The organism is Streptomyces niveiscabiei, assembly GCF_033794345.1.
Classification (GTDB): Bacteria; Actinomycetota; Actinomycetes; order Streptomycetales; family Streptomycetaceae; genus Streptomyces; species Streptomyces niveiscabiei.
The window spans coordinates 45,984-70,845 of sequence record NZ_JARAYJ010000019.1 but is presented as its reverse complement, the minus strand read 5'-3'; the positions used below and the strand labels follow the sequence as shown (position 1 = coordinate 70,845).

Below are 24,862 nucleotides of genomic sequence, written 5' to 3'. Positions count from 1 at the left end.
ACGCCTTGACCATGGCCACCCCCCACCAGGCCCCCCTCGCCACCGCCTCGCCGGTCTCTCTCGTGCGTCCCGCGCACCGGGACGACGCCGAGCGACTCGCCGCGCTGTCCCGCCCGTTCGTCCTCTCCGGAGCGCTGCGCGAGCGTCCGGCGGACCTGTACGCCACCCATGCCGCCGAGTTCCTCGTCGTGGAGTCCCTCGCCGGTGAACTCGACGGCTGCGTAGGGCTGAAGGCGTACGACGGGGTCGGCGTGCTCTACAACTTCTGCGTGGCGCAGGGCCGTCAGGGCGCCGGGGTCGGCGGACGCCTGATGCGCGCCGCCCTGGAACGCGCTCAACTCCTTTGCCTGACCGCGCTGTTCACCGCGACGGCGGGCAGCGGCGCACTGTTCGCACGGCACGGCTTCACCCCGGCGCACCCGGACGCGAGCACCCCGCCCGGCTGGGAGCCGAGGCGGGGTTCGCGCGTCCTGGTCCACCCCATCCGGTGAGCCGTCCGGGCCCCCACCGCGTCCGGTGAGCCGTCAACCGCCGCCCCCGTAAAGGGACTTACGCGTCCGGCACCACCGTCGTACCCCCCTCGCCCTCCACCAGGCTCCGTACCACCGCGTGCGGCACCCGCCCGTCGATCACCTGGGCCTGCCGCACCCCGCCCCGCACCGCCCGCAGGCACCCTTCCATCTTCGGCAGCATCCCGCTCGCCAACTCCGGCAGCAGCGCCTGGAGTTCACCGGCCGTCAGCCGGGACACGACCTCCTCGCCGAGCGGCCAGTCCGCGTACAGCCCCGGCACGTCGGTGAGCACCACGAGGCGTTCGGCGTCGAGGGCCGAGGCGAGCGCGGAGGCCGCGAGGTCGGCGTTGACGTTGTAGACCTCGCCGCCGGCCCCGCGCGCGACCGGCGAGACGACGGGGATGCGGCCCTGGTCGAGGAGTGCGCGCACGGTGTCCGGGTTGACGTCGACGACGTCCCCGACGAGCCCGATGTCCACCGGGCGGCCGTCCACCCACGCGGGCCGCCGCTCGGCGGTCATCGTGTGGGCGTCCTCGCCGGTCAGGCCGACCGCCAGGGGGCCGTGCGCGTTGATGGAACCGACCAGTTCGCGCTGCACGCGCCCGGTGAGGACCATCCGGACGACCTCCATCGTCTCCGGCGTCGTCACCCTCAGTCCCGCCTCGAACCGGGTCTCCAGGCCGAGCCGGTCGAGCATCGCGCTGATCTGCGGTCCGCCGCCGTGCACGACGACCGGCCGCACCCCGGCCCGCCACAGCTCGACGACGTCCTCGGCGAAGGTGCGCCGGAGACCGTCGTCGACCATGGCGTTGCCGCCGAACTTGACGACGACCACACCGCCTCGCAGCCCCTGCGGCAGGGGTGCGAGGGTTTCCCGGGCAGCGGTCACACTCACGGGGGCCACTCCATTCATGGACGGGCCCGGCCTCGTGGGCCGGGCTGGGACGGTCGTACCACTCGGTGATGTCCGGATCGCGAACTCCGGAGGTCCGGCGGGCGGGGGTCTCCCGGGCGGGAGGCTCATGCCTCCCGCCGGCCGCGGCGCAGCAGCAGGTCCCGCAGCAGCGCGTCCGTCGTACGGACGACGCTCCCGCGTGCGCTCCAGCGCAGCGCGATGGTGTGCTCCTCGGCGGAGAACGCGGCGACGGCGTCGGCGACGACGAACGGTTCGAAGCCGTTCATCGCGGCGTCGGCGGCGGTCAGGAGGACGCCCTGGTGGGCGTACATCCCGCAGACCACGATCTGGTCGCGGCCGTCGTCGCGCAGGAGACGGCCCAGGTGGCTGCGGAGGAAGGCGTTGGGGCGGGCGCCGTCGAGGAGGTGTTCGCCGGGGCGCGGGGTGAGCGGCGCGAGGACGGGGCCGCCGGAGTCCTCGGCGCTGAACACGACCGGCATGCCGAGCGCCCCGGCGAGTTCGCGCAGGGCGGTGACGTTCTCGACGAGTTCGACGACGGGGGACTTCCCGGCGGGGAACGCCTCGGCGAACCGGTCCTGCATGCCGTGGACCAGGAGGGCGCCGCGCGCCGGATCGAGGGACCACGAGACGTGCGAGAGGGGGAGCGCGGAGGCGTCGGGCATCGGATAGGGGGCGATGCTCGGCTGGCCCATGGGCGGTTCCCTCCCCGTGCGACACGAACCCCGGCAGGGTGATTAGGTTAGCCTAAACTAACTATCGTCCGCATCGATGGAGAGCGCGGCCCCCTCCGGTTGTCCCTCAGCACGAGGGGACCGCGTGACCTCCCAGACAGGAAGGCGCGACGCCAAGAGCAGGCGTGCGTCTCCATGGTGGACGGCCCGGCGCGATCGGCGGCCGGAAGACGCCCGAAGTCCCCGAAAGTGTTCATCGCGGCCGATTCCCCCACACCGGACGCGCCGATACGGTACAAGCGAGCGCGCGCTCATTTGTTCCGGGCACCCCGGGCCGCGTTGAGCGGCGGGCGGCCGACACACCATGCTGGCGGGCGACTCCCTCGCGGCGCCTCAGCACCGCCGCGCGGGGGCCTTCCAGACCCGAGGTTTCCAGGAAGGTCCGATGACCAGCAAGCAGGTGACGTCATGACGTTATCCCCGACGTCCCCGAACCCCGAGGAACCCGCCGCCCGGCCCGTACGGCGGCGCGGCCGGCCCCCGGAGGCGATCGAACCGCAGATCGGCCCCACCCACCGCGCGTGGCTGGAACCCGTCCGCACCCGCCTGTTCGCCAGCGGCCTCACCCTGGACGAACTCGTCGGCCGCTCCGGCTACTCGAAGACCCGCATCTCCGAACTCCTGCGCGGCAAGGGCTACTACCCCGGCTGGGCCATCACCTACAGCGTGGTCCGCGCCCTCGACATCCCCGTCCGGCCCATGCGCCGCCTGTGGACGTCCGCCGCGCACGAGGCACACAAGAGCTCCGGCTGGATCGAGAACCGCGTGGACGACGCACGGCCCCCCGACAGCGAGATCCCGCCCGTCGCGCACCGCGGCTTCACCGAGGCGATGGCCCACCCGTACACCGCGTACGCGCACGCCTTCCTCCAGTCCGAGCAGCGCGCCCGCACCACCGTCGGCGAGGTCTTCGACATCCTCTGGCTCACCTGGGACCAGGCCGTCGCCGCCCCCGACACCCGCCGCCACGCCTGGCACCTGCTGCGCGCCAGAGTCCTGCACCGAGCCCACCGCAGGCCCGACGGCCGCCCCGACCTGCGCGCCGCCGCCTTCGCCACCGAGGCCCAGGCCCGCATCCACGACCTCGGCGAACGCTTCGCCCACATCGAGCGGTTCACCCGCTTCTTCGACGCCGTCGCCGCACTCCCCGAGGACCAGCGGGACGTCGTCGTCCTGCGCTACCTCTGCGGCATCGACCAGCACGCCGTCCCCGGCGTCCTCGGCCTGTCCCCGGCCATCACCCACACCCTGGACCACCACGCCCGAGGCGCACTGGAACTCCAGGGCCCCCACCTCGACGAACCGGGAGCGACCACCCCGTGACGACCGCCATCGACGACCTGCTCGTCCAGTCCCTGCTGCTGCGCCACCCCCGCGTCCCCGGCGACGTCGTCCCCTACGAGGAGGAGTACGACGACGAGGCGCCCACCGCCGGCGCCCCCGGCGACCCCTGCGCCGCCCGCTCCCTCGACGCCCTGTGCGAGGCCGCCCTCCTGCACTGCACCCCCGACCGGCTCGCCGACTTCGTCACCGACCAGCTCCCCGAGCCGCCCGTCGCCTGGACCCTCGGCTGCGCCCTGCACCTCGCCGGGCTCCAGAGCGGCGCCCGCTTCTGGTGGCAGTACGCGGCCGGCGCCGGGGACCGCGCCGCCGCCTACAGCCTCCACCTGCACCACCTCGCGCAGGGCGACCCGCACGCCGCCGCGCTCTGGCGCGCCCAGGCGAGCGCCGAGGACGACCTCATCGGGACCGACACCGACACGGCGACCGTGCTGCGGGTGCTGAGCCGGCTCACCGAACAGGCCCCGCCCCGCCCGCACACCCCGGCCGCGACCGCCGTCATGGACTTCGTCCGCACGGCCGTAGCCATCGGCTACGACCGCCACCCCGGCTTCGAGATCCCGCTGCCGGGACCGGACTTCGCGGTCCACCTGGAGATCATCGCCGCCGCGACCTCGGCCCCGCGCCGCCGCCCGCCCACCCGCCGGCGCCCCCTGCCCAACCGGCCCGCCCGCACCCGCCCCGCCCCCGAACCCACCCTGGAACGCCTCACGGTCGAGGTGACCTCCGAGGACGGCACCCGCCTGCGCTACCACCTCGTCCAGTGACCGGAGTTGGGACATCCCCACCGGCGCTGCTACAGTGGATCTTGAGCCGGTCACCCCAACTCGGGGCTCCGGACAGTGCGTTGGTGGTCCAAGGAAAGACACCCCGCTTCCTGCGGGGAAATGCAGGTGCAAGGCCTGCCCAGCGCTCCACACCGAGGAGCCCGTCCCTTCCGGGGGCGGGCTCCTCGTGTATCCCGGCGCTTCTCAGCCCAGTGGCTCGCTCAGCTCGACCGCGCGCAACGCCGCCGCGAGCGCCCCCTCGTCCCCGACGCCGAGCGCCGTGTCCGTCAGCTTGATGACGTGCTCGTCGCCGTGCGCCGCCGCGCGCTCGACGACCTCCTCGGGGGTGAGGGCGGTCGGGCGCAGCGGGACGGCCTCGGCCGGGGAGTACATCGCCGTGACCGCGGCCGAGGCCGTCCACGCCGCGTGGAGGCTGGGCGCCCACAGCGCGCGGGGCAGGGCGGGGAGGGTGCGCAGGACGGCGTTGGGCGCGGTCGCCGCGTGCACCAGCATCGTCTCCTCGCCGTGGCCGTGCGTGGCATAGCGGTGCGTGGCCGCGCGGACCAGCTCCGTGAGACGGAGGCGGGCCTCGTCCGGGTCGGTGACCGTCGACGCCCACACCGGGAGCGCCCGGACACGCGCGAGAAGCGTCGGGAAGCCGCCGCTCTGGTCCGCGACGACGGGTACGGCGTCCAGGGCCGCCGCCGCGCCGCCGGCCCCGGTCAGGGGCGTGAGGGCGGGGAGCGTGTGGTGGCGGGCGGCCCAGTAGCCCAGGCCGTGCGCCAGCTCCGTGCGGCGGGGCGCCGTCTCCTCGCCGGCCAGCAGAGTGCGTACCGCGTGCCCGACGCGGATCACGGGGTGCGTGGACCCGCCGTACAGCCCCGGCAGCAACCGGGGCCACCACTGCGCCAGCACGTCCCGCCAGGGCCGTACCGCCAGCTCGCCGTCGAAGTACCCGATCCAGTCGGCCGCCCGGCGCGGATCGCCCAGCGCCGTACGCCAGTTGTCCGCCGTCACCGCGGCGACGGCGGACGGGAACTCCTCCAGACGGGACGCGTACAGGTCGAGCCACCGGTGCACGGTCTTCGCCTGCCCGTGCGCGGCGAGTGCCTCCACCGCCATCGGCGCGTGATTCGTGAGCCGCCCCAGCCGCTCCGGTCCCGAGACGTGCAGCCGCTCCAGAGCCTCGTCGAGAATGCCGGTCGTGTCGTCCATGAACACGACGCTAGGCGGACGGCGGCGACGACGTAACGGCCACAAGACGTAGGACCGCCCCCGCCCGGCCTCGTCCGGGGGACGTAGGCCCCCGGACCGACGGATCGCGCTCCGCGCTTGACCTACGGCCGCTTGTACTCCAGGCACTTCAGGGGTGCCGCGTTGCCGTTGTCCAGGCAGACCATGACGGCTGCCGCGCCGCCCCGCACATCGGCCGGGACGGTCGTGTTGATCGCCCGGATCCCGTTGCACAGCGTGCCCGTGCTGCGGGCGTCGAGGAGGCGGCCGGAGCTGTCGAGAGTGCCGAACCAGGCGCGGCGGCAGTCGGTCGCGGACACGGAGCGGTAGGTGCCGGTGAAGCTGACCGAGCGGTTGTTGAAGGTGAGGTCGCCCCGGACGTAGGTCGCGCCGTACGTGACGTCGACGTGCCTGGGCGCGGCGGCGGCCGGGGAGGAGAGCGCGGCGGTCAGGCCGAGGGCGGCCAGGGCCAGGACGGAGTGGCGCAGCGGAAGCATGAGGAGAACCCCTCGGGTCGGAAAGGTGTGGACCAACGCGGTCCACCCTCTCGGCCGGCCCACCGCCGCCGCGACGGTTACGGCAGGTAGCGCCCCCAAATCGGTAGCGCCCGCACGTCAGTTCCCGATGCCCGCGTCCCCGATGAGCACCGGCAGCAGCAACAGCACCGGCTTTCCGTGGAGTTCCCCGGGCAGGGCCGACAGGTGGCACAGGGCGCCGCGGATGTCGGGGGGCGTGTTCAACGTCCGGCAGTTCCTCGACGCCGCCCGCACCCCCCGGAACGGCGAGTGGAAGCGCGTCCGGTGCGGGTGGCACTCGGTGGCTCGGGGCCAGGTCGTCAGAAGCCCGACTTCCAGAGCTGGTAGCCGCCGCCGTTGCAGCTGTGCATGTAGGCGTCACCGTTGCGGTTGCTGTCCAGGCAGGCGCCCTTGGAGGTGGACTTGAGCTGGACCTTGTCCCAGCTGGAGCCGATGCCCTCGAACGTGGGCTTGCCGTTGTTGACGCAGTCGAAGTCCACCAGGTGCTGGCCGTCGGGGTCGGCCAGGCACCGTCTGGTCCCCGCGTTCTGGATGTAGACCTCGTCATGGGTCCCGTGGGTGAAGTAGAAGATCTTCCAGGTCTGGTTCGTGTTCCCCACCTGGCACCGGCCCGTCCGGATGGAACCCGCGCTGTAGCTCTCCAGACAGAGCCCGGTCTCCCAGTTGCGCAGCAGGTTCGACGTGATGAGGTCGCCGGGCGACAGGGCGGACGCGGACCCCGCGTTCAGGGACACGAACCCCGTGGACATGGCCAGAGCGAGCAGTGCCGCCCGGGCACGGCGAGCGGAAACCCGGCTGACCTGCGGTTTTTCTGTAAGCACCATGCGTGGAATCGTGCCAGGCGCGAACCGCTCTTTCGGCCCGCGAGCCCGGCGAGCGGCTAATTACCGGGAAACCGGACGCGAAACCGCCCGGCCGCGCGCGGCGTCCGGATACAGCCGTACGGGAGTCACCGGTCCGCCCGCAGATGCGGGAACATGGCCCGCGCCCGGTCGGGGCCGGGCGTCACGAACACGGCCTCGCCGTCGGCCAGGGGCGTCGCCGGGTCCTCCGCCGTGCTGACCGTGCCGGTGACGAAGACCTTGCGGCCGTCCACGCCGGTGACCCGGGCGTGGACGCGCAACGGCGTCTCCAGCGGGACCGGACGGTGGTAGCGGGTGGTGAGGGAGACGGTCATCCCGGGATGCCCCGCCGCGACGCACGCGTGCCCCATCACCTCGTCCAGGAGCATCGCGGTGAACCCGCCGTGCCCGTACCCGGGCGGACCCTCGTGCACGAGCCCGAGCGTGCAGAGCCCCACGACGCCGTCGCCCTCCCGGGCGAGCCGTACGGGCGGTGCGAGCGGGTTGCCCTCGCCGATGACGGGGCTGAACATCCGTACGGTGCCGGGGAATTCGTCGACGGAGGGGATCTCGGCGGGGGCGCGGCGGGGGCCGGTGAAGCGGGCGGTGAGGTCGCGGACGGCCGCCGCGACGCGGTGCAGGGTCTCGGGCGGGGCGGTGGAAGCGACGGCGGCGTCGACGAGGGCGCGCAGGTCGCGGCCGAGGGTGGTGATGGCGGTGCGGTGGCGGGCGAGGTCGGGTTCCAGGGCGGCGGTCATCGTTCTTTTCGTGGTGGTGGGGGAGGGGAGGTTCTCGGGGAATTCTCAGGCGCGTCAGGTGTCCGCCCGGACGAACACCGGCTTCAGGTGCTTCTCCGGCAGAGCCTGCGGGAGTTGCTCCCAGTCCAGGACGTGGGAGACGACCCGGCGGGGGTCGACCTTGCCGGAGCGGGCGAGTTCGAGGGCGTCCGGGATGTGGCCCCGGACGTTGTCGCGGGCGACGCGCAGGGTCACGCCCGTGAGATACATGTCCAGGAGGGGCAGCTCGCCGGGGCGGAAATGGTTCCCGGCGGACTCGCAAATACCCTCGGGCGCAAGGGACTTGACCGCCAGCGCCAGCTGGTCGACCCGCCCCGTCGCCTCCACGGCGATGTCGAAGCCGTGCGGCACCGGTTCGAGCGCCTCGGCCGTCGCCGCCCCGAACTCCCGCGCGATCACCCGGTGTCCGGCGTCGGGGTCGACGTACAGCACCTCGGACGCGCCCAGCGCCCGCGCGATGTCGCACACATACAGCCCGATGCTGCCGCGCGCCACGACCAGCACCCGCGCGCCGGGCCGGCTCTTCAGATGCGGTGCCACCAGCCGCCAGGACAGGGACCAGTTGTCGCTCGCCGCCGCCATCGCGACCGGGTCGAGATCGCCGGGCAGCGGTACGAGCATGGCGTCCGCCCACGGCACCCGGACCAGGTCGGAGAAGAGCCCGCCCCACCTCCCGCCGATCGGCGCGCCGTACATCGCCATGTGCGGCACGGACGAGCAGTGCGCGGTCAGCCCGGCCGAACAGTTCGCGCAGGTACCGCAGTTGATCGACCAGGGGACGACGACGAGGTCCCCGGGCCGTACGGAGGCCACCGTGTCGCCGGTCTCGACGACCCGGGCGACGCATTCGTGCCCGAGCGCGAACGGCGGCTCGATGAAGCCGTGTCCGGCGAGGATCGCGGTGTCGACGTCGCACGAGGTCGCCGCGACCGGCGCGACGATCGCCTCCCGGTCCGAGCCGAGCTTCGGGTCCGGCGCCTCGCGCCACTCGACCGAGTTGCGGGCGACATAGGTCAGTTCACGCACCGGCCCGCTCCCTCCGCGCGAGGGCGACGAGATCGGCGCACCGGATCACGGAACCGCCCGCGCCCCACGTGCCCTCGGGCAGCTCGATCAGGTGACTCCACGCCTGCGCCCGGAAGAACGCGGTGCCGGGAGCGCCCTCCCGGCGCGGGAGCACACCGGCGAGGTCGCCTGCGGGAGTGGTGAGCCGGATCATCGGCACGGGGGCCTCCTCGAAACCGTACGGACGGTCTATGACAGTCGTTATAAGCGGGGTTCAGGCTAGACTATGACGGCCGTTATAGCCAGGGGTTCTGAAGGGGGTACGGCCGTGGCCGCACCGAACACGCCGTCGCGTGACCGCATCGTCGCGGGCGCCGCCGACCTGATCAGCAGGCGCGGGCTGAACGCGACGAGCATCCGCGAGCTGGCCAGACACGCCAAGGCGCCGCTCGGCTCGACGTACCACTACTTCCCCGAGGGCAAGCAGCAGCTCGCGACCGAGGCGGTGCGCTACGCGGGTACGACGGTCTCCCGCATCCTCCGCCAGGAACTGGCCGCCGGTCCGGCCGCCGGCCTGCGGGCCTTCCTCGCGCTGTGGCGGGGCGTCGTCCTCAAGAGCGACTACCACGCGGGCTGCCCGGTCCTCGCGGTCTCGGTCGAAGAGCCCCTGACGGACGAACTCCCCCCGTCCCTCACCGCCGCCGCCGAGGCGTTCGACGACTGGCAGCGCCTCCTGGCCGACTCCCTCCGCGCCCACGGCCTCGACGCCGACCGGGCCGAGGCGGTCGCCGCCCTGGTCGTCGCCTCCGTCGAGGGCGCGGTCGCGATGTGCCGGGCGAAACGCAGTATGGTCCCGCTGGACCTCGTCGCCCAGCAGTTGGAGACGGTGATCGAGGACGCGGTGCGGAAACCGGCCTGAGCGTCACCGCGTCCCCCCTCGGCTCCGCGTCCCCCTCAGCCCGCGATCGCCGCCCGGATCGCCTTCGCCTTCTCCTCCGTGAACACCCCCGTCGCCAGCAGCGACAGGATCGACGTCACCCCGCCGCCCGAGCCCCAGCTCCCCTCGTCGATCACCCGGAAGTTCACCCACCACCCGGGCGAGGGCTCCGCCAGGCCGCACGTCTCGGCGAGGGCGGCGAGGAGGCGGGCGATGACCTCCTCGCGGACCTCGCGGGGCCAGTCGCCGTCCATCACGGCGACGTCGAGGACCATCACGTCCAGCCCGGGACCGGCGTCGGACAGCAGGCGCCCGCCGATGGCCATCCGGTCGGTGGAGTGCTCGACGAAGCGGACCTGGAAACCGGGGCGCGCGGCGGGCTCGAAGTGCCCGACCTCGGGGACGAGCACCGCGTCCGTGAGGGTCCCGGCGAGGACACGGCGCTGGTCGAGGCTCAGGCGGCCCTCGGGGGTGTTGACGGTGATGATGGTCATGACGGGGCTCCTATGACAGTCGTTATAGAGTGACCTTACCCCAGCTCTATAGCGATCGTTATAGCCGCCCTGGAACGTTATAGGTGGGCCCCGGAGTCGATCGTCCGGAGACTGGTCCCGCGTCCGCACCGACGGGCGCGGGGACCAGTCGCAGGAACAGGAAACGGGGAGTACCAGTGAAGACCGCACGACGAGTTGCCGCCCTGCTGAGCACGACCGCCCTCGCGGCGGGGGGTGTCACCGCCCTGACGGCCACGTCCGCGTCGGCCGCCGCGACCTGCTCGTCGGCGAAGCCGACCAGTGTCGTCGGGGCGACGCTGTCCCACTCGGTCTGCCGGGACGGCACCACCACGACGGTCCGGGGAACCTTGCGGGACCCTCTGGAGGACGGCTGCTACGCGCGGGTCAGGATCACGCTCGCGCGGTCCGGCGCCGACGTCAAGGAGACGTACGAGACCGGGAGTTCCCTGGAGTTCGAGATGAAGACCAAGAACGTCACCAGCATCGACATCGACCTGGACCGGCGCTGCTGACTCACCCCGCGTCGATCAGACGTACCCCGGGAACGGGTCCACACCCGTCAGGACGGCGCCCGCTCCCTCGTACACCGACTCCTGGAGAAACGCGTGCTGGGGGACCACCGACGCGTCCCGCAGGCACCGCTCCAGGACGCCGCCTGCCGTGATCGCGGCGGTGCCGCCCAAGTGGTAGGCGGCGCGGGTCACGTCGAACGCCGTCTGCGCGAGGTGGGTGGACGCGAGGCGCATGGCGCTCGCCTGTTCCCTCGACGCGGGGTCGCCCGCCTCGACCGTGGCCCACACCTCGTGCGTGACCTCGTAGAAGTAGGCCCGCGCCGACCGGAGTCGGGCCTCGGACCGGGCTGTCGCGATACGGTACGTCGCCCGGTCGGCGGGCTTCGGGGCGCCGGTCCACGCGGGGCGGGCACCGTCGGCCGTGACGTGGTCGAGGGCGGCGCGGGCGACACCGAGCCCCACGACGGCCAGGACCTGCGCGGCGTACGGCACCGTCGGGTACCGGTACAGCGGCTCGTCCACCGTCGCCGGACCACCGCGCACGAACGTCCACTCCTCCGGCACCACGACCCCGGCCACGGCGAGGTCGTGACTCCCGGTCCCGCGCAGCCCGATGACGTCCCAGTTCTCGACGATCTCGACCTGCTCGGGCCGCAGCACGGCGGTGAGGGGCCGCCCGACGGAAGCGCCACCGCCACCGGCCCGACCGCCGTCACCCACCCCGTCGGCTCGACCGGCCTCGCCCACCCCACCCGCCGGGTCCGCCTTGATGCCCACGCCCAGTACATCCGCGCCCTGACACCCGCTCGCGAACTTCCACCGCCCGTCCACCAGATACCCGCCCGCGACCCGCGCCGCAGGCTGCACGGGGAACAACCCTCCCGCGAACACCACATCCGGACCGTCCGCGTACAGCTCCGCCTGCGTCTCCAGGGGCAGCCCCGCGAGATAGACGGTGGCCGACCCGAAGCTCGCGACCCACCCGGCCGAGCCGTCCACCTCCGAGATCCGCTCCACGACCCGCAGGAACTCGGCGGGCGCGAGCGCGTCCCCGCCGAACCGCCGGGGAACACCCGCCCGGTACACCCCGGCCCGCTTGAACTCCTCGATCACGTCCGCCGGTACGCGCCCCTTCGCCTCGAACTCCGCCCGCCGCTCGGCGATCACACCCAGCACGTGCTCCAACTGCCCCATCCCGCCATCTCCTTGAGCCGCCCCGACGCACGGTGAGCGTCACGGTACGGCACGGCCGGGGCCCGGACCGGGGCGGGTGGATCCACCACCCACCCCGGCCCGCTCCCCGCCACCTGCCGCCGAGTACGCTCCCCGTCACCCCGCCCGGGCGACCGGAGACGAGGGCCGGCGTAGTTGGGGCACCCGCTCGCGTTGTGCCGGCACAGGGAGCCGATCGTGTACGTGCCGGCGAGGTTCCCCTGGCCGCCGGAGAGGGTGCTGCCGATGCGGTCCTGGTAGGAGAAGGCCCTGTAGTAGTGGTAGCGGTAGCTCGTGCGGTTGTAGACGGACTTCGTCACCGTGCCGTTGTTCATCCACGAGCACTCCTCGCGTGCCCGGGGGTTGAGGGAGCTGCTCCACTGGCACCTCGACCCGGTCCCGTTCGAGCCGGACCAGAAGCAGATCCAGCCGCTCGGACAGTCCGAGTACGCGCGGAGGCCGGCCGCGTCGGGCGTCGCGCCGAAGCCGACGGCCTGGCCGGACTCGAGGGACACCGCGAGGGGCCGCGCCGGCGTGGACTCCTGGGCCTGCGCGGTCGGCGCGGCGGCGAGTGCCCCTCCCATGAGGAAGGCGGCGGCAAGGGTCGTGACGGTGGTACGCAGAGACACGTTTGTTCCCTTCGTCGTGGCGTTGAACCCGAGGGTCCCCTGACGGGAGCATGGTGCGCGAGGGTTTGTGACTCCGCCCGAAAAGCCCAGGCCGCAAGGGGGGAACGGAATGCTCCGTATCCATTTCACCGACCTCGACCTGACCCGCACCCGCGTCGCCGCCGCACCCGATCCGCTCTGGGAGACCTGCATGAGCCTGCACCGTCTCCAGACGCGCGAAGGACGGTGGGCGCACGCCGACTGGTTCCGCGCCACCCGCACCCGGCTGCACGCCACGGGGTTCGGCCGTACCGTCAGAACACTCCTGTTACCCCTGGTCCCGCGCGCCGCCTACTTCCCCGACTTCCTCACTCCCGCCGAGGCCGCCGAAGGGCTGGAGGCCGGACTCGAAGCCGTCCTGAGCACTCCCCGGCACCGGGTCCTGCACGAGGTGGGCCTCCTCCACCGCACCAGCGGCGCTCCCTCCTGGGCCGCGCGCCTGGCCGAACCGGACCTCCGCGAGGAGCTGGTCCGCGCGCTGCGCGCCTACCACGACCTCGTGATCGCTCCCTACGGGGACCGCATCCAGGCACGCATCGACGCCGAACGCGCGGCCCACGCGCGCTCCGTCCTCAGCACGGGCGCCGAAGGCATCCTCGGCAACCTGGGGCCGGCGCTGCGCTGGCGCCGGCCGGTCCTGTGCGCGCGCTACCCCGAGGACCGTGACCTGCGGCTCGGCGGCCGGGGGCTCCTGCTGGTCCCGTCCCACTTCTGCTGGGGGACCCCGGTGACCTTCCGCAGCGCCACACTCGACCCGGTCCTGATCTACCCCCTCCACCAGGAGCCCCACCCCGCCGCCCTCCCCGGAGACCTGTGCTCCGGCGCACCCCTCGCGGCTCTCCTGGGCCGCACCCGCTCCCGTGTCCTGCGCGCCGTCGCCACGGGCGCCACCACCGGTGAACTCGCCCGCGCCGCAGGGGTCTCGGCCTCCTCGGCCAGCCAGCACGCCACGGCTCTGCGCAGCGCCGGCCTCCTCACCACCCACCGCCAGGCGATGTCGGTCCTGCACACGCTCACCCCACTGGGAGCGGCGCTGCTACGGGCCAACACACCGGGCCCCGGCTGACACCGGACACGGAACCCGGGCACCCCCTCACCTCTCCCGGCCCCCCGCCCCGCCCAGCCGCTCCGTCAGTGCCCGAGCCGCCTCCATCACCTGTCCCGCCAGTTCCGGCAGCCGCTCGTGCGTCACCCGGGACGCCGGGCCGGAGACGCTGATCGCCGTGAGGACCGTGCCGTTGTGGCCGAACACCGGCGCGGCCACGCAGCGGATGTCCAGCTCGTTCTCGACGTCGTCGACGGCGTACCCCCGCTCCCGGACGGAGTCCAGCTCGGCGCGCAGCCCCGCCGGGGTGGTGAGGGTGGCCGGGGTGCGTCGCGGCAGGCCCGCCGCGAGGACCTCGTCGAGCACCGCGTCCGGCGCGTGCGCGAGGAACGCCTTGCCCGTGGCCGTGCAGTACGCCGGCTGCCGTCCCCCGACCCGGGAGTGCATGCGGACCGCCTGCGGGCTCTCGACCTTGTCGATGTACACGATCTCCGGCGGGTCGAAGCTCACCAGGTGGACGGCCTCGCGGGCGTCCTGGGCGAGCTGGTGGAGGAGCGGGGAGGCCGTGCGGCGGATGTCGAGGCGTTCCAGGTAGACCTGGCCGAGGAGGGCGTTCTGGGGGCCGAGGCGGTAGTGGCCGCTCTCGGGGTCCTGGTCGACGAGGCGGGTCTCGCGCAGGGGCGCGACGAGCCGCAGCACCGTGCTCTTGCTCATGCCGAGCCCGGTCGCGAGGTCGGTGAGGGTCGTGCCCTGGGGGTGGCTGTCGTCCTCGGCGAGGTACATGAGGAGGGCGAGCGCGCGGCGCAGGGACGAGGAGGAGTTGCGGGGGGTCTCGGAGGTCACGCGGCAGACCCTAACGTACTGCACTGCAAAACGGAATGTTACATATTGAAATCCGGCATTGACGCCGATCGGGGACGGGGCTAATTTCTCGGCAACGCCAAGCCGTGCAATGTGAAATCACATTCTGCACTGCAAAACACCCCGCCGCACCGCATCCCCTCCCGGAAGGGAGCCCCCGTGCCGAGATTCCGTCACCGTACCCGCCCACTCCTGATGATTTGTGCCGGTGTGACCACCGCCGCATCCCTCACCGCCTGCACCTCGGTCAGCGCGGCCACCGGCGGCGCCCAGTCCTCCACCCTCCAGGAGGTCATCCGGCGCGGCACCCTCAACGTCGCGAGCTGCCTGACCTTCCCGCCCTTCGGGTCCCTCGACAAGGACAACAAGCCCCAGGGCTACGACGTCGACGTGGCCACCGCGATGGCGAAGGCCCTCGGCGTCAAGGTCCACATCGTCGACACCACCTCCGCCAACCGCATCCCCAACCTCCAGACCAGGAAGGTCGACGCGGTTGTCTGCAACTTCACGACCACCGCCGAACGCGCCAAGCAGGTCAACTTCAGCGACCCGTACATCGTCGCGGGCGAGGTCCTCCTCGTGAAGAAGTCCAGCCACATCGCGACCCTCAAGGACCTGACCGGCAAGACGGTCGCCGTCACCAAGGGCTCCACCAACGGCGACGCGGTCAAGGCCGCCAACCCCAAGGCGAAGATCCAGGAGTACGACAGTTCCTCCTCGGCCGTCCTCGCGGTCAGGCAGGGCCAGGCGGACGCCATGGTCGAGGACTCCAACTTCCTCAACTTCCAGGCCAAGAAGGACAGTTCCCTCACCGTCACGAAGGACTCGGTCGTCCCCCTCGAATACAACGGCATCGGCCTCCCCCTCGGCGACGCCACCTGGACCCAGTGGGTCGACACCTGGCTGCGGGAGTTCAACACCTCCGGCGAGGCCGACGCCCTCTACGAGAAGTGGTTCGGCGTCCAGCGGGTCTTCCCGCTCAACCCGGCCTACTGACAAGGGGGTTCACATGTTCGTCGACTGGAGCTACGCCCTGCGCGACTGGTCCGCGTACCTGGACGCCGCCTGGCTGACCCTGCGCCTGTCCCTGGCCGCCTTCGCGCTGGCCTTCGCCCTCGGCCTCCTCGGCGCCCTCGCCCGCCGCTCCCGCCACCTCGCCCTGCGCGCCCCAGCGGCCGTGTACGTCGAGGTCCTGCGCAACACCCCGGTGCTGCTCCAGATGTTCGTGGCCTACTTCGTCCTGCCCTCGGCGGGCCTGCGCCTGACTCCCGTACAGGCCGGCGTACTCGCCCTCGGCGTCAACGTCGGCGCCTACCTCACCGAGATCTTCCGCGCCGGCATCGATGCCGTACCGGACGGCCAGCGCGAGGCCGCGAAAGTCCTGGCCCTCAGCCCCCTGCGGACCTTCGCGCACGTCGTCCTCCCGCAGGCCCTGCGCAACGTCTACCCGGCCGTCGTGGGCCAGCTCGTCCAGATCGTCCTCGGCTCCTCCCTGCTCTCGGCGATCTCCGTGCCCGAGCTGACCGGTACGGCGATGGTCGTCAACTCCCGCACCCTGCTGACCGTTCAGGTCTTCGGCATCGCGGCCGTCCTCTACCTGGTGCTGACCAACGCGGTCGCGCTCGCCGCGGGACTCGTGGGCCGCATGGCGTTCCGGCCGCCGCTGAAGCCCGCCCCGAAGCGCCGCGCCGTACGCCGCCTGCTGCCGAAGGGGGCGTGACATGGACTTCTCGCTCCTGTGGTCCAACCGCGAGCTCTACCTCGACGGCCTCAGATCCACCGTCCTGCTCTCCCTCGCCGCGATCGGCACCGGCACCCTCCTCGGCGTCCTCGTCGCCGCCGTACGCACCAGCCGCGTACCCGTCCTCGCCCAGCTCGGCCGGGTCTACCTGGAGGTGTTCCGGGGGACGCCGCTGCTCATCCAGATGCTGTTCCTGTACTTCGGCATCGCCTACATCGCGCCGATGGGGCTCACCGTCTTCGGCGCGGCCCTCGTCTCCCTCACCCTCTACCAGGGCGCCTACATCGCGGAGATCTTCCGCGCCGGGATCGAGGCCGTGCCGCGCGGACAGTGGGAGGCGGCGCGCGTACTGGGGCTCGGCCGGGCGCGGACGTTCGTCAGCGTCGTCCTGCCGCAGACCCGGACGATCGTCCTGCCGCCGCTCGTCGGGCAGTACCTGTCCCTCATCAAGGACACATCGATCGCCGTCGTCATCGGCTACGTCGAACTCCTGCGCCAGGGACAGGCCGTCATCGACCGCTCCGGCGACCCCGCCACCTCCTACCTCGCCGTCGCCGCCCTCTACTTCGCCGTCTGCTACCCGCTGTCGCTGCTCGTGCGGCGCATGGAACGAAAGGCGCTGCCCGTATGACCACCGCGCGGATCTCCCTGTCCGGGGTGCGCAAGCGCTTCGGTGACCTGGACGTCCTCCAGGGCGTCGACATCGACGTCGAACCCGGAGAGGTCGTCGTCCTCATCGGCGCCAGCGGCTCCGGCAAGTCCACGCTGCTGCGGATCATGTGCGACCTGGAGCGCGCGGACGGCGGCGAGGTGTGGGTGAACGGCGTCCCGCTGCACGACCGCAGGCGCGCCCCCGAGATCTTCGGGCACGTCGGGATGGTCTTCCAGCAGTTCAACCTGTTCCCCCACAAGACCGCCCTCGGCAACGTCACCCTCGCCCTGCTCAAGGTGCGGGGCCTCGGCAAGGCCGACGCCGAGGAACGCGGCCGGGCCGCCCTCGCCCGCGTCGGACTCGCCGACAAGGCCGCCAGCTACCCCGCGCAGCTCTCCGGCGGCCAGCAGCAGCGCGTCGCCATCGCCCGCGCCCTCGCCATGGACCCCAGCGTCATGTTCTTCGACGAACCGACCTCCGCGCTCGACCCCGAGCTGGTCGGCGAGGTCACCGGCGTCATGCGGTCCCTCGCCGAGGACGGCATGACCATGGTCGTCGTCACCCACGAGATGCGGTTCGCGAAGGACACCGCCGACCGGGTCGTCTTCATGGACGGCGGCGTCGTCCTCGAACAGGGGCCGCCGCGGGAGGTGTTCGCGAACCCGGCACAGCCGCGGACCCAGCAGTTCCTGCACCGCGTACTGGACACGTGAAGGACGATTCCGTGCACCTCCCCCCGGACGTCGTGTGCGTCGGCGAGACCATGGCTGTCCTCAGCCCGCCGACCGCGACCCCCCTCGACCGTCAGACCCACCTCGCCCTCACCGTCGGCGGCGCCGAGTCGAACGTCGCGTGCACGCTGGCGGCGCTCGGCCACCGCGCCGCCTGGGTGGGCCGCGTCGGCGCCGACCCCCTGGGCCGGCGCGTCCTGAACGACCTCGCGGCCCGTGGCATCGACATCTCGTCCGCCGAGACCGACCCGCACCGGCCGACCGGCGTGTACTTCAAGGACCCTGGCGCGGAGGGGACGGGCACGTACTACTACCGCCGGGATTCAGCGGCTACGGCCATGAGTACGGCCTTGACCGCCCTGCCTTTGTTGCGCAGCACCCGCATCCTCCACCTCACGGGGATCACCGCCGCCCTCTCGGACACGTGCGCCGAGCTGGTCGAGGCCGTCATCCTGCACCGGAAGGTCCCCGGCCCCCTCATCTCCTTCGACGTCAACCACCGCCCCGCGCTCTGGCGCACCGACGCGGCCCCCGCCCTCCTCACCCTCGCCCGCGCCGCCGACCTCGTCTTCGTCGGCCGGGACGAAGCGGAGAACCTCTGGAACACGGGCACGGCCGAGGAGATCCGCGCCCTGATCCCCGGCCCGACCCTGGTGGTGAAGGACGCGAGCCACGGCGCGACGGTGTACGAGGGTGAAGGCGTGACCGGCGGCGAAACCCGCACCTCGACCCCGTACGTCCCCCGCGCGCCCACCGCCTTCGTCCCCGCCCCCGCCGCCCGCGTCGTCGAACGCGTCGGCGCCGGTGACGCCTTCGCCGCCGGATACCTCGCCGCCCACCTCGAATCCCGCGCCCCCGCCGACGCCCTGCGCCTCGGCCACCTGACCGCCGCCGCGACCCTCGCCACCCGCGCCGACGTCCCCCCGCCCCTCACCCGCACCACCCTCGACGACCACCTCGCCCTCGACGACGCGGCCTGGTCCGCGCTGACCCTCTAGGAGCACGACCATGACCCACCAGGCGATCCGCACCACCGGCGCCCCCGCCCCCGCCTGGGCGTTCTCGCAGGGCGTCCGCAAGGGGCCGATCCTCCAGGTCTCGGGCCAGGGCCCGCAGGACCCCGCGACCGGCGCCTACCTGCACGAGGGCGACGTCAGGGCACAGACCCGGCGCACCCTGGAGAACGTGCGCGCGATCCTCGAAGCGGGCGGCGCCGGCGTCGGCGACGTCGTCATGTTCCGCGTCTACCTCACCACCCGCGCCGACTTCGCCGCGATGAACGAGGTGTACGCCGAGTTCATCGCCGAACACGTCCCCGAGGGCGCGCCCAAGCCGTGCCGGACGACCGTGTTCGTCGAACTCCCGCACGAGGTCATGCTCGTGGAGATCGACGCGCAGGCGGTCGTGGAGTGATCCTCGACTGGCGGTTCAAGGCCGTGCCGGACCACGCGTGGGGGAGTACGGCCGCCGAGTTCCTCGCGACCCGGCCCACCCTGGACGAGTTCGGCACCCCCCTCCTCACCCTCGACGCGTCCGCCCTCGAACACAACCTGCGCACCATGGCCGACTGGTGCGCTGCGGCCGGCGTCGACCTCGCACCGCACGGCAAGACCACCATGGCCCCCGCGCTGTGGCGGCGCCAACTCGACGCCGGGGCACGGGGGATCACCCTCGCGACCCTCGCCCAGGTCCGCGTCGCCCGCGCCTTCGGCATCCAGCGCGTCCACCTCGCGAACGCCCTCCTCGACCCCGCCGGACTGCGCTGGATCGGCGCCGAACTCGACCGCGACGCCGGGTTCTCCTTCACCTGCTGGGCCGACTCCCCGCGCACGGTCGACCTGCTGCGCTCGGCGTACACCGGGGAGCGTCCGCTCGACGTGTGCGTCGAACTCGGTGCGCAGGGCGGGCGGACGGGGGCGCGCGGCGTCGACGAGGCCGTCGCGGTCGCCCGGGCGATCCACGCGGACCCGCGGCTGCGGCTCGCCGGGGTCAGCGGATACGAGGGCGCCCTGAAGTCCACCGCCGCGATCGAGAGGTACCTCCGGGACCTGGTCGTCCTGCACGACAGGCTGCTCGCGGACGGCCTGCCGGACGTCCCTGACCCCGTCGTCACCGCGGGCGGCAGCGCCCACTTCGCCACGGTCGTACGGGAGTTGGCGCCCGTGCGCGCCGCCGGGACCCGTGTCCTGCTGCGCTCCGGCGCCTACCTGATCCACGACGACGGCTACTACCGCACCGTCTCCCCGCTCCCGCTGCGCAGCGCCATGCACGGCTGGGCCCGGGTGGTCTCCCGTCCCGAACCGGCCCTCGCGCTCCTCGACGGCGGCAAGCGGGACTTCCCCTACGACGAGGGGCTGCCCGAACCCCAACTGGTCCGGGGCGGCGGCGCGTCGGCTGGCGCGCGGGTCACCGCCCTCAACGACCAGCACACGTTCCTGCGCGACGCGGACGTCCAGGTCGGCGACGTCGTCCGCCTCGGCCTCTCCCACCCCTGCACCGCGTTCGACAAGTGGAACCTGATCCCGGTCCTGGCCGACGCGAACGCGCCGAACCCCCAAGTCGTCGATTTCGTAAGGACGTTCTTCTGATGCAGGACTTCTTGGCCACGCTCGCCGAGGGCCGCGTGATCGCGGTGATCCGGGCCCCCGAGATCCCGGACGCCGCGGCCCTGGCCACCGCGCTCGCCCAAGGCGGCATCCCCTGGGTCGAGTTCACGTACACCACTCCCGGCCTGACCGCCCACCTCCGGGACGCCGCCTCCGTCCCGGGCTGCCGTACCGGCGCGGGCACGGTCCTCACGGCCGCGCAGGCGGAGGCGGCGGTCGAGGCGGGCGCGGCGTACCTGGTGACGCCGGGGTGCCGCGAGGAGGTGGCGCGGGTCGCGACGGCCGCGCGAGTCCCCCTGGTCATGGGCGCCCTGACCCCGACGGAGGTGGCGTACGCCGTCGACCTGGGCGCGGCGGCGGTCAAGATCTTCCCGGCCCACTCCCTGGGCCCCCGCTACTTCAAGGACCTCAACGGCCCCTATCCCGGGGTCCCTCTGATCGCCTCGGGCGGCGTCAACGCCACGAACGCCGCCGATTTCCTGACCGCCGGTGCCCACGCGGTCTGCGCGGGGTCCGACGTGGTCCCGGCAGGCGTGGTCGCGGCGGGAGACTGGCCGGGGATCACCCGCCGCGCGGCGGGGTTCGTGGCGGCGATGCCGAACTCGCCCCTGAACTCCCCCTGATCGTACGGAAATTCGTAGAACATACACGCATCCATGCCTCCTCCTGGCGCGTCTTACGAGCAAACCCGCTGAACCTGGAGGAAACCGATGCGCCGACGACTCGTCATCTCCGTGCTCACGGCGGCCCTGTGCGGCACCGCGCTGGTGGGCACGGCCTCGACCGCGGAGGCCGCCGCCAAGGCCGTCGACTGCCGGAAAGTGAAATGTGTGGCGCTCACGTTCGACGACGGGCCGGTCGCGGACACGAAGAGACTGCTCAAGACGTTGGGCGACCGGAACGTGAGAGCGACGTTCTACCTGGTCGGGCAGAACGTGCAGCGCAACCCGTCCGTGGCGAAGGCGATAGCAGGCGGGGGGCACCAGATAGGCAACCACAGCTGGGACCACGCGGATCTGACGAAACTGAGCGCCGCGAAGATCAACGCGGAGTTCTCGCGCACGGACACGGCGATCAAAAAGGCGACGGGGCTCAAGCCGAGCACCGTGCGGGCGCCGTACGGGGCGCACAACGCGGCCGTGCGCAAAGCGGCGGCCCGCCCGCTCGTGCACTGGAGCATCGACACCCTGGACTGGAAGTACCGCGACACCGCCCGGCTCGTCAGGACCGTCACCACGCAGTCTCGCCCCGGCGACATCGTCCTGATGCACGACATCCACAGGACGACCGTCAACGCGATCCCCGCCATCATCACCGGCCTGAAGTCCCGCGGCTTCCACATCGTCACCGTCGACCAGCTGTTCGCCCCGGCGAAACTCCCCGCGGGCAAGGTCACGTACGACAACCGCAAGGCCTACCGGCCCTGATCACCGCCCGCCGCGGTCACCAGGGCGAGTCCGGCAGCGTCCCGCTCTGCGACAGCAACTCCACCACGGCGTCTCCCCGTTCGGTCCGGCCGATCCACACGTTGCGGCCCTGCCGGTACCGTTCGAGGAGCCCCGCGTCGGTGAGCTGCCGGCAGTGGTGGGTGGCGTTGGCGGGGCTGCACTCCAGGAGCGCGGCGAGGCGCCCCATGGTGAGGGGATGCGCGGCGGTACGCAGGATCGCGGCGCGCAGCGGGCCCACGACGAGCGCGAGGGGATCCTTGGCGGGGGAGGGCGCCGCCGAGGACTCCCAGAGCCGCCCGACCCCGGGCAGCGGGTAGCCGATCCACACCAGGTCGGGACGGTCGAGCGCGAACATCGACGCCCCGGGCCCGGAGAGGATCGGCACGAGGACGAGCCGGCGCCCGTCGAGCGCGTACGTGTCGGCCTGCGGATCCGGCAGCCTGAGACTCTCGCCGACGAGCTGGAACCGCGAGCTGAGATCCTGGAGCACCGCCTCGGAACAGTCCTGGAGGACGGCGGCACCGACCCGCTCCGTCTCCCGGCGCAGGTACGCCTCCGCACCCCGCCAGACCGGCTCGAACTCCAGCCACACCCGCCGCAGCACCTCCGCGTAGCCGTGGATCCACTGCCGGGGCCGGTCCACGACGGGCCGCCACTGCGGAGGCACCTCGCCCCCGAACTCCGCCTCCAGCTCGTCCAGCAGCGTCCCCGGCGCGAGGTCCGTCAACTGCGCGAACTGGGCCGCCGCGTCCCCCTCCGGCATGCACGCGGTGGGCGTGACGCAGTCCGGGATGATCGAGTACCCGGGCGCGAACAAGGGCCGCAGCACCGCCGCCCCCGCCTCGGGCACCGCACCCCGGACCATCTCCCGCCACCTGCGCGGCACCCCGTGGCTGCGCGCCCCGAACACGTCGGCCACCAGCGACAGCAGCGTCGCGCTCTGATGGGCCGCGAAAGAGATCCGCACCTCGGCGAGCGGGCCGAGACGCAACTCGGTGTGACTGTGCATCGAACCGTTCCTCAACTGCGCGTCTCCAGACGGGTCGTTCCCGTCGACGAGCGTAGGGAACAGCGCGTGGCCGGCGGGCACCACCACGTGCACGAGGACTCCCCATTTCATGCACAACATCCCAGTACAGTGGCCGTCCGGGCGGGGGATCTGGGAGTGCACCGGCATGACGGACAACAAGGACCGGGCGGAGTCGTTCGAGGCGGCGGCCTCGTCCCTGTTCGCCCCGCTGCGGGTCACGGACCCCGCCCCCGTGTTCCACGCGACGTTCGAGCACACGGCCATCGGCCCCGCCGCCGTCGTCCGCATCGAGGCCACGGGCGCCACCGTCATCCGCGACGGCCGCACCATGACCTCCGCCGACCGCGAGTGGGTGCACCTCACCCTCCTGCACGGGGGCCGGCTCGGCGTGGGACAGGACGGCCGCACCGACGCCCTGGCCCCGGGCGAGTTCTTCGTCCTCGACAACACCCGCCCCTACCGCATCATCGGCGACGGCCCCACCGACATGACCGTCCTGTGCGTCCCCCGCGCGAGCCTCGGCCGGCACGTGGACGCCATCGGCCGGCGCACCGCCCTCGCCGTCTCCGCCCGCACCGGCATCGGCGCCCTCCTCGGCCACGCCCTGTCCCCGGACGCCCTCCCCGGCCGGGCCGAACCCCGCGCCCACCTCGCGGACGCCATCACCGCCCTCCTCCTCGCCGAGTTCGCCGACACCGCCCCCGAACGGGCCCCGGTCGCCAGCGCCCTCGCCGACCGCATCCGCGTCTACGCCCTCGCCCACCTCGACGACCCCCACCTCACCGCCGAACACGTCGCCCGCCGCCATCACCTCTCCGTCCGCTACCTGCACTCCCTCTTCAAGGGCGCCGACCTCACCTTCACCGCCTGGATCCGCCACGAACGCCTCCTGCGCATCCGCCGCGACCTCCTCGACCCCGCCCTCACCGACCGCTCCACCGCGACCATCGCCGCCCGCTGGGGCATCCTCGACACGAAGCACCTCGGCCGCGCCCTGAAACGCGAGTTCGGCGAGACGGTCGCCGACCTGAGACGCCCCCGCAGAGCCACCTGAAGCACCCGCCGGGCCACCCGAGGCACACCCGCCGGGCCACCCGACCCGGCATCACGCGGGACTGCGCAACGGCACCACCCCCACACACCGCCCGCCCCGGTCCAGCAGCCGCCCCATGTGCTTCACCGTCCGCAGCACCACCGACCGGTCCACCACCGTCAGCCGGGGCAGCTTCCCCGCCACGTACGCCTCGAAGACGTGCACGTCCCGCAGATCCCGCAGCCACACGTCGAACAGGAGATTGGCCGGCCCCGCCGTGATCGCGCACATCCGCACCTCCCGCACCCCGGCCAGCACCCGCGTCGTCCGCTCCACGTACGGCGCCGGCACGGACGCGAAGTAGACCGCCGACAACGGCCACCCCGACAGCGGCCGGGCCAGATCGCACCGCAGATGCAGCCGCGAGGCCAGCAGCTCACGCACCCGGCGCCGCAACGTCGTCGGACTCACCCCCGTCGCCGACGCCAGCCCGCTCAGCGGCATCCGCCCGTCCGCGCTCAGCAACCGCAGCAGCCGCGCGTCGAGCTCGTCCCAGCACGGCTCCGGCGCCGCGACCGGCGGCAGCGACGCCGCGATCCGCGCACTCTGCGCCGCGTCGAGACTCCGCAGCCGCCACCGGCTCCCCTCGGTGGGCACGCCCGTCGACACATGCGTCCGCGTCGACCGCACACCCGGCGTGCGCCGGAACAACGACGCCGTGAACAGCGCCAGTTCGTCGAGACCGCGGGCCTGCACGGCGATCACGAGATCACGCGCCCCCGCCGTCAGCTTGACGTTCAGGACAGCCGGCTCCCGCGCGAACGCCAGCGCCACCTCCTCGGCCGCGCCGGGAGCCGTGTCCACCTCCACGAACCCCGTCACCATGAGCCGGGGATCGGACAGCCTCGGATACGCGGTCACCCACGCGAGCCCCGCGTCCGCGAGCCGACGCCACCGCCGGGCCACCGTCACCGGATCGACCCCCAGCACCTCCCCGACCAGCTTCCACGGAGCCCGGGGATGGATCTGCAACGCGTGCACGACCGCCCGGTCCAACTCGTCCAGCCCGACGGCGGCGGAATCCTGCACGCCCCCAGGCGGCGCATTCCTGCGCGAGCCGGCGGGATCCGGTGCGAAAACTGCATCGCCGTCCGGCGTTCTCCCGAGCACTCCACACTCCTTCCCACACAG

The 24,862-nt window shown here is 72.7% G+C and carries 31 protein-coding genes; 16 read left to right on the top strand and 15 right to left on the bottom strand.

Annotation, left to right across the window (positions count from 1 at the left end; all coding sequences use genetic code 11):
• The first annotated feature begins 11 nt into the window (after positions 1 to 11).
• The gene (locus PV682_RS25060) at positions 12 to 491 is read left to right on the top strand and encodes a GNAT family N-acetyltransferase (RefSeq protein ID WP_319733561.1); all 480 of its coding nucleotides are present in this window, start codon (positions 12 to 14) and stop codon (positions 489 to 491) included.
• A gap of 58 nt (positions 492 to 549) precedes the next feature.
• Here the strand turns inward: PV682_RS25060 and argB are convergent, their stop codons facing one another.
• A complete protein-coding gene (argB, locus tag PV682_RS25055; RefSeq protein WP_407705739.1) occupies positions 550 to 1,425 on the bottom strand; it encodes an acetylglutamate kinase in 876 nt (291 codons plus the stop codon).
• Between the two features lie 107 nt (positions 1,426 to 1,532).
• On the bottom strand, positions 1,533 to 2,120 hold the full coding sequence (locus tag PV682_RS25050; RefSeq protein ID WP_165854414.1) for an isochorismatase family protein: 588 nt from the start codon (positions 2,118 to 2,120) through the stop codon (positions 1,533 to 1,535).
• A 447-nt stretch (positions 2,121 to 2,567) separates the two neighbouring features.
• Between PV682_RS25050 and PV682_RS25045 the strand changes: the two genes are divergently transcribed.
• A complete protein-coding gene (locus PV682_RS25045; protein WP_319733558.1) occupies positions 2,568 to 3,482 on the top strand; it encodes an XRE family transcriptional regulator in 915 nt (304 codons plus the stop codon).
• Entirely contained in the window at positions 3,479 to 4,267 is a 789-nt protein-coding gene (locus PV682_RS25040) for a hypothetical protein (RefSeq protein ID WP_319733556.1), read from the top strand. The genes PV682_RS25045 and PV682_RS25040 overlap by 4 nt, the downstream gene beginning before the upstream one ends.
• Positions 4,268 to 4,471: 204 nt before the next feature.
• Here the strand turns inward: PV682_RS25040 and PV682_RS25035 are convergent, their stop codons facing one another.
• From PV682_RS25035 to PV682_RS25005, 7 genes are all read right to left on the bottom strand, one after another.
• Entirely contained in the window at positions 4,472 to 5,482 is a 1,011-nt protein-coding gene (locus PV682_RS25035) for a questin oxidase family protein (RefSeq protein WP_319733554.1), read from the bottom strand.
• Positions 5,483 to 5,604: 122 nt separating this feature from the next.
• Complete coding sequence (locus tag PV682_RS25030; protein ID WP_319733552.1) at positions 5,605 to 5,997, bottom strand: hypothetical protein; 393 nt, start codon at positions 5,995 to 5,997, stop codon at positions 5,605 to 5,607.
• A gap of 117 nt (positions 5,998 to 6,114) precedes the next feature.
• Positions 6,115 to 6,240 (bottom strand): hypothetical protein, encoded by a 126-nt coding sequence (locus PV682_RS25025; protein WP_319733549.1) that lies wholly within the window; start codon positions 6,238 to 6,240, stop codon positions 6,115 to 6,117.
• A gap of 95 nt (positions 6,241 to 6,335) precedes the next feature.
• Positions 6,336 to 6,860 carry an RICIN domain-containing protein gene (locus PV682_RS25020; RefSeq protein ID WP_319733548.1) on the bottom strand — a complete coding sequence of 175 codons (525 nt, stop codon included), beginning with the start codon at positions 6,858 to 6,860 and terminating at the stop codon, positions 6,336 to 6,338.
• Between the two features lie 125 nt (positions 6,861 to 6,985).
• Positions 6,986 to 7,636 carry a PaaI family thioesterase gene (locus PV682_RS25015; protein WP_319733546.1) on the bottom strand — a complete coding sequence of 217 codons (651 nt, stop codon included), beginning with the start codon at positions 7,634 to 7,636 and terminating at the stop codon, positions 6,986 to 6,988.
• 54 nt (positions 7,637 to 7,690) lie between these two features.
• Positions 7,691 to 8,701 carry a zinc-dependent alcohol dehydrogenase gene (locus PV682_RS25010; RefSeq protein ID WP_319733544.1) on the bottom strand — a complete coding sequence of 337 codons (1,011 nt, stop codon included), beginning with the start codon at positions 8,699 to 8,701 and terminating at the stop codon, positions 7,691 to 7,693.
• Complete coding sequence (locus PV682_RS25005; protein ID WP_407705738.1) at positions 8,694 to 8,900, bottom strand: hypothetical protein; 207 nt, start codon at positions 8,898 to 8,900, stop codon at positions 8,694 to 8,696. The genes PV682_RS25010 and PV682_RS25005 overlap by 8 nt, the downstream gene beginning before the upstream one ends.
• A gap of 108 nt (positions 8,901 to 9,008) precedes the next feature.
• On the opposite strand from PV682_RS25005, the gene PV682_RS25000 reads away from it, so the two are divergent.
• Positions 9,009 to 9,599, top strand: a complete 591-nt coding sequence (locus PV682_RS25000; protein ID WP_319733542.1) for a TetR/AcrR family transcriptional regulator — start codon at positions 9,009 to 9,011, stop codon at positions 9,597 to 9,599.
• A 35-nt stretch (positions 9,600 to 9,634) separates the two neighbouring features.
• Here PV682_RS25000 and PV682_RS24995 read toward each other — a convergent pair whose 3' ends face one another.
• Complete coding sequence (locus PV682_RS24995) at positions 9,635 to 10,111, bottom strand: tautomerase family protein (protein WP_319733540.1); 477 nt, start codon at positions 10,109 to 10,111, stop codon at positions 9,635 to 9,637.
• A 176-nt stretch (positions 10,112 to 10,287) separates the two neighbouring features.
• Here PV682_RS24995 and PV682_RS24990 point away from each other — a divergent pair, with 176 nt between their 5' ends.
• Positions 10,288 to 10,644 (top strand): hypothetical protein, encoded by a 357-nt coding sequence (locus PV682_RS24990; RefSeq protein WP_319733538.1) that lies wholly within the window; start codon positions 10,288 to 10,290, stop codon positions 10,642 to 10,644.
• A gap of 15 nt (positions 10,645 to 10,659) precedes the next feature.
• On the opposite strand, the gene PV682_RS24985 is transcribed toward PV682_RS24990, so the two are convergent.
• Complete coding sequence (locus PV682_RS24985) at positions 10,660 to 11,838, bottom strand: acyl-CoA dehydrogenase family protein (protein ID WP_319733536.1); 1,179 nt, start codon at positions 11,836 to 11,838, stop codon at positions 10,660 to 10,662.
• Entirely contained in the window at positions 11,808 to 12,485 is a 678-nt protein-coding gene (locus tag PV682_RS24980; protein ID WP_319733534.1) for a peptidase inhibitor family I36 protein, read from the bottom strand. The genes PV682_RS24985 and PV682_RS24980 overlap by 31 nt, the downstream gene beginning before the upstream one ends.
• 109 nt (positions 12,486 to 12,594) lie before the next feature.
• Between PV682_RS24980 and PV682_RS24975 the strand changes: the two genes are divergently transcribed.
• Positions 12,595 to 13,590 (top strand): helix-turn-helix domain-containing protein, encoded by a 996-nt coding sequence (locus PV682_RS24975; protein WP_319733532.1) that lies wholly within the window; start codon positions 12,595 to 12,597, stop codon positions 13,588 to 13,590.
• A gap of 27 nt (positions 13,591 to 13,617) precedes the next feature.
• Here the strand turns inward: PV682_RS24975 and PV682_RS24970 are convergent, their stop codons facing one another.
• Positions 13,618 to 14,412 (bottom strand): IclR family transcriptional regulator, encoded by a 795-nt coding sequence (locus PV682_RS24970; protein WP_319733530.1) that lies wholly within the window; start codon positions 14,410 to 14,412, stop codon positions 13,618 to 13,620.
• A 228-nt stretch (positions 14,413 to 14,640) separates the two neighbouring features.
• Between PV682_RS24970 and PV682_RS24965 the strand changes: the two genes are divergently transcribed.
• The 9 genes from PV682_RS24965 (at position 14,641) to PV682_RS24925 (ending at position 21,587) form a co-directional block, all read left to right on the top strand.
• On the top strand, positions 14,641 to 15,426 hold the full coding sequence (locus PV682_RS24965) for an ABC transporter substrate-binding protein (protein ID WP_319733528.1): 786 nt from the start codon (positions 14,641 to 14,643) through the stop codon (positions 15,424 to 15,426).
• A 13-nt stretch (positions 15,427 to 15,439) separates the two neighbouring features.
• Positions 15,440 to 16,150: an amino acid ABC transporter permease gene (locus PV682_RS24960; protein WP_319733526.1), complete on the top strand. Its 711-nt coding sequence runs from the start codon at positions 15,440 to 15,442 to the stop codon at positions 16,148 to 16,150.
• Position 16,151: 1 nt separating this feature from the next.
• Positions 16,152 to 16,802: an amino acid ABC transporter permease gene (locus PV682_RS24955; protein WP_319733524.1), complete on the top strand. Its 651-nt coding sequence runs from the start codon at positions 16,152 to 16,154 to the stop codon at positions 16,800 to 16,802.
• A complete protein-coding gene (locus PV682_RS24950) occupies positions 16,799 to 17,536 on the top strand; it encodes an amino acid ABC transporter ATP-binding protein (RefSeq protein ID WP_319733522.1) in 738 nt (245 codons plus the stop codon). The genes PV682_RS24955 and PV682_RS24950 overlap by 4 nt, the downstream gene beginning before the upstream one ends.
• Before the next feature lie 11 nt (positions 17,537 to 17,547).
• Entirely contained in the window at positions 17,548 to 18,552 is a 1,005-nt protein-coding gene (locus PV682_RS24945) for a sugar kinase (protein ID WP_319733520.1), read from the top strand.
• Positions 18,553 to 18,562: 10 nt separating this feature from the next.
• A complete protein-coding gene (locus PV682_RS24940) occupies positions 18,563 to 18,967 on the top strand; it encodes a RidA family protein (protein ID WP_055724758.1) in 405 nt (134 codons plus the stop codon).
• The gene (locus PV682_RS24935; RefSeq protein WP_319733516.1) at positions 18,964 to 20,142 is read left to right on the top strand and encodes an alanine racemase; all 1,179 of its coding nucleotides are present in this window, start codon (positions 18,964 to 18,966) and stop codon (positions 20,140 to 20,142) included. The genes PV682_RS24940 and PV682_RS24935 overlap by 4 nt, the downstream gene beginning before the upstream one ends.
• Positions 20,142 to 20,783, top strand: coding sequence for a bifunctional 4-hydroxy-2-oxoglutarate aldolase/2-dehydro-3-deoxy-phosphogluconate aldolase (locus PV682_RS24930; protein ID WP_319733514.1), 642 nt, complete (start codon positions 20,142 to 20,144; stop codon positions 20,781 to 20,783). The genes PV682_RS24935 and PV682_RS24930 overlap by 1 nt, the downstream gene beginning before the upstream one ends.
• 87 nt (positions 20,784 to 20,870) lie before the next feature.
• Positions 20,871 to 21,587 carry a polysaccharide deacetylase family protein gene (locus PV682_RS24925; protein WP_319733512.1) on the top strand — a complete coding sequence of 239 codons (717 nt, stop codon included), beginning with the start codon at positions 20,871 to 20,873 and terminating at the stop codon, positions 21,585 to 21,587.
• A 16-nt stretch (positions 21,588 to 21,603) separates the two neighbouring features.
• Here the strand turns inward: PV682_RS24925 and PV682_RS24920 are convergent, their stop codons facing one another.
• Positions 21,604 to 22,617: an ArsR/SmtB family transcription factor gene (locus PV682_RS24920; protein WP_319733510.1), complete on the bottom strand. Its 1,014-nt coding sequence runs from the start codon at positions 22,615 to 22,617 to the stop codon at positions 21,604 to 21,606.
• A gap of 166 nt (positions 22,618 to 22,783) precedes the next feature.
• On the opposite strand from PV682_RS24920, the gene PV682_RS24915 reads away from it, so the two are divergent.
• Positions 22,784 to 23,692, top strand: coding sequence for an AraC-like ligand-binding domain-containing protein (locus PV682_RS24915; RefSeq protein ID WP_319733508.1), 909 nt, complete (start codon positions 22,784 to 22,786; stop codon positions 23,690 to 23,692).
• A gap of 51 nt (positions 23,693 to 23,743) precedes the next feature.
• On the opposite strand, the gene PV682_RS24910 is transcribed toward PV682_RS24915, so the two are convergent.
• Positions 23,744 to 24,760 carry an Lrp/AsnC family transcriptional regulator gene (locus PV682_RS24910; protein WP_319733506.1) on the bottom strand — a complete coding sequence of 339 codons (1,017 nt, stop codon included), beginning with the start codon at positions 24,758 to 24,760 and terminating at the stop codon, positions 23,744 to 23,746.
• Between the last annotated feature and the right edge of the window lie 102 nt (positions 24,761 to 24,862).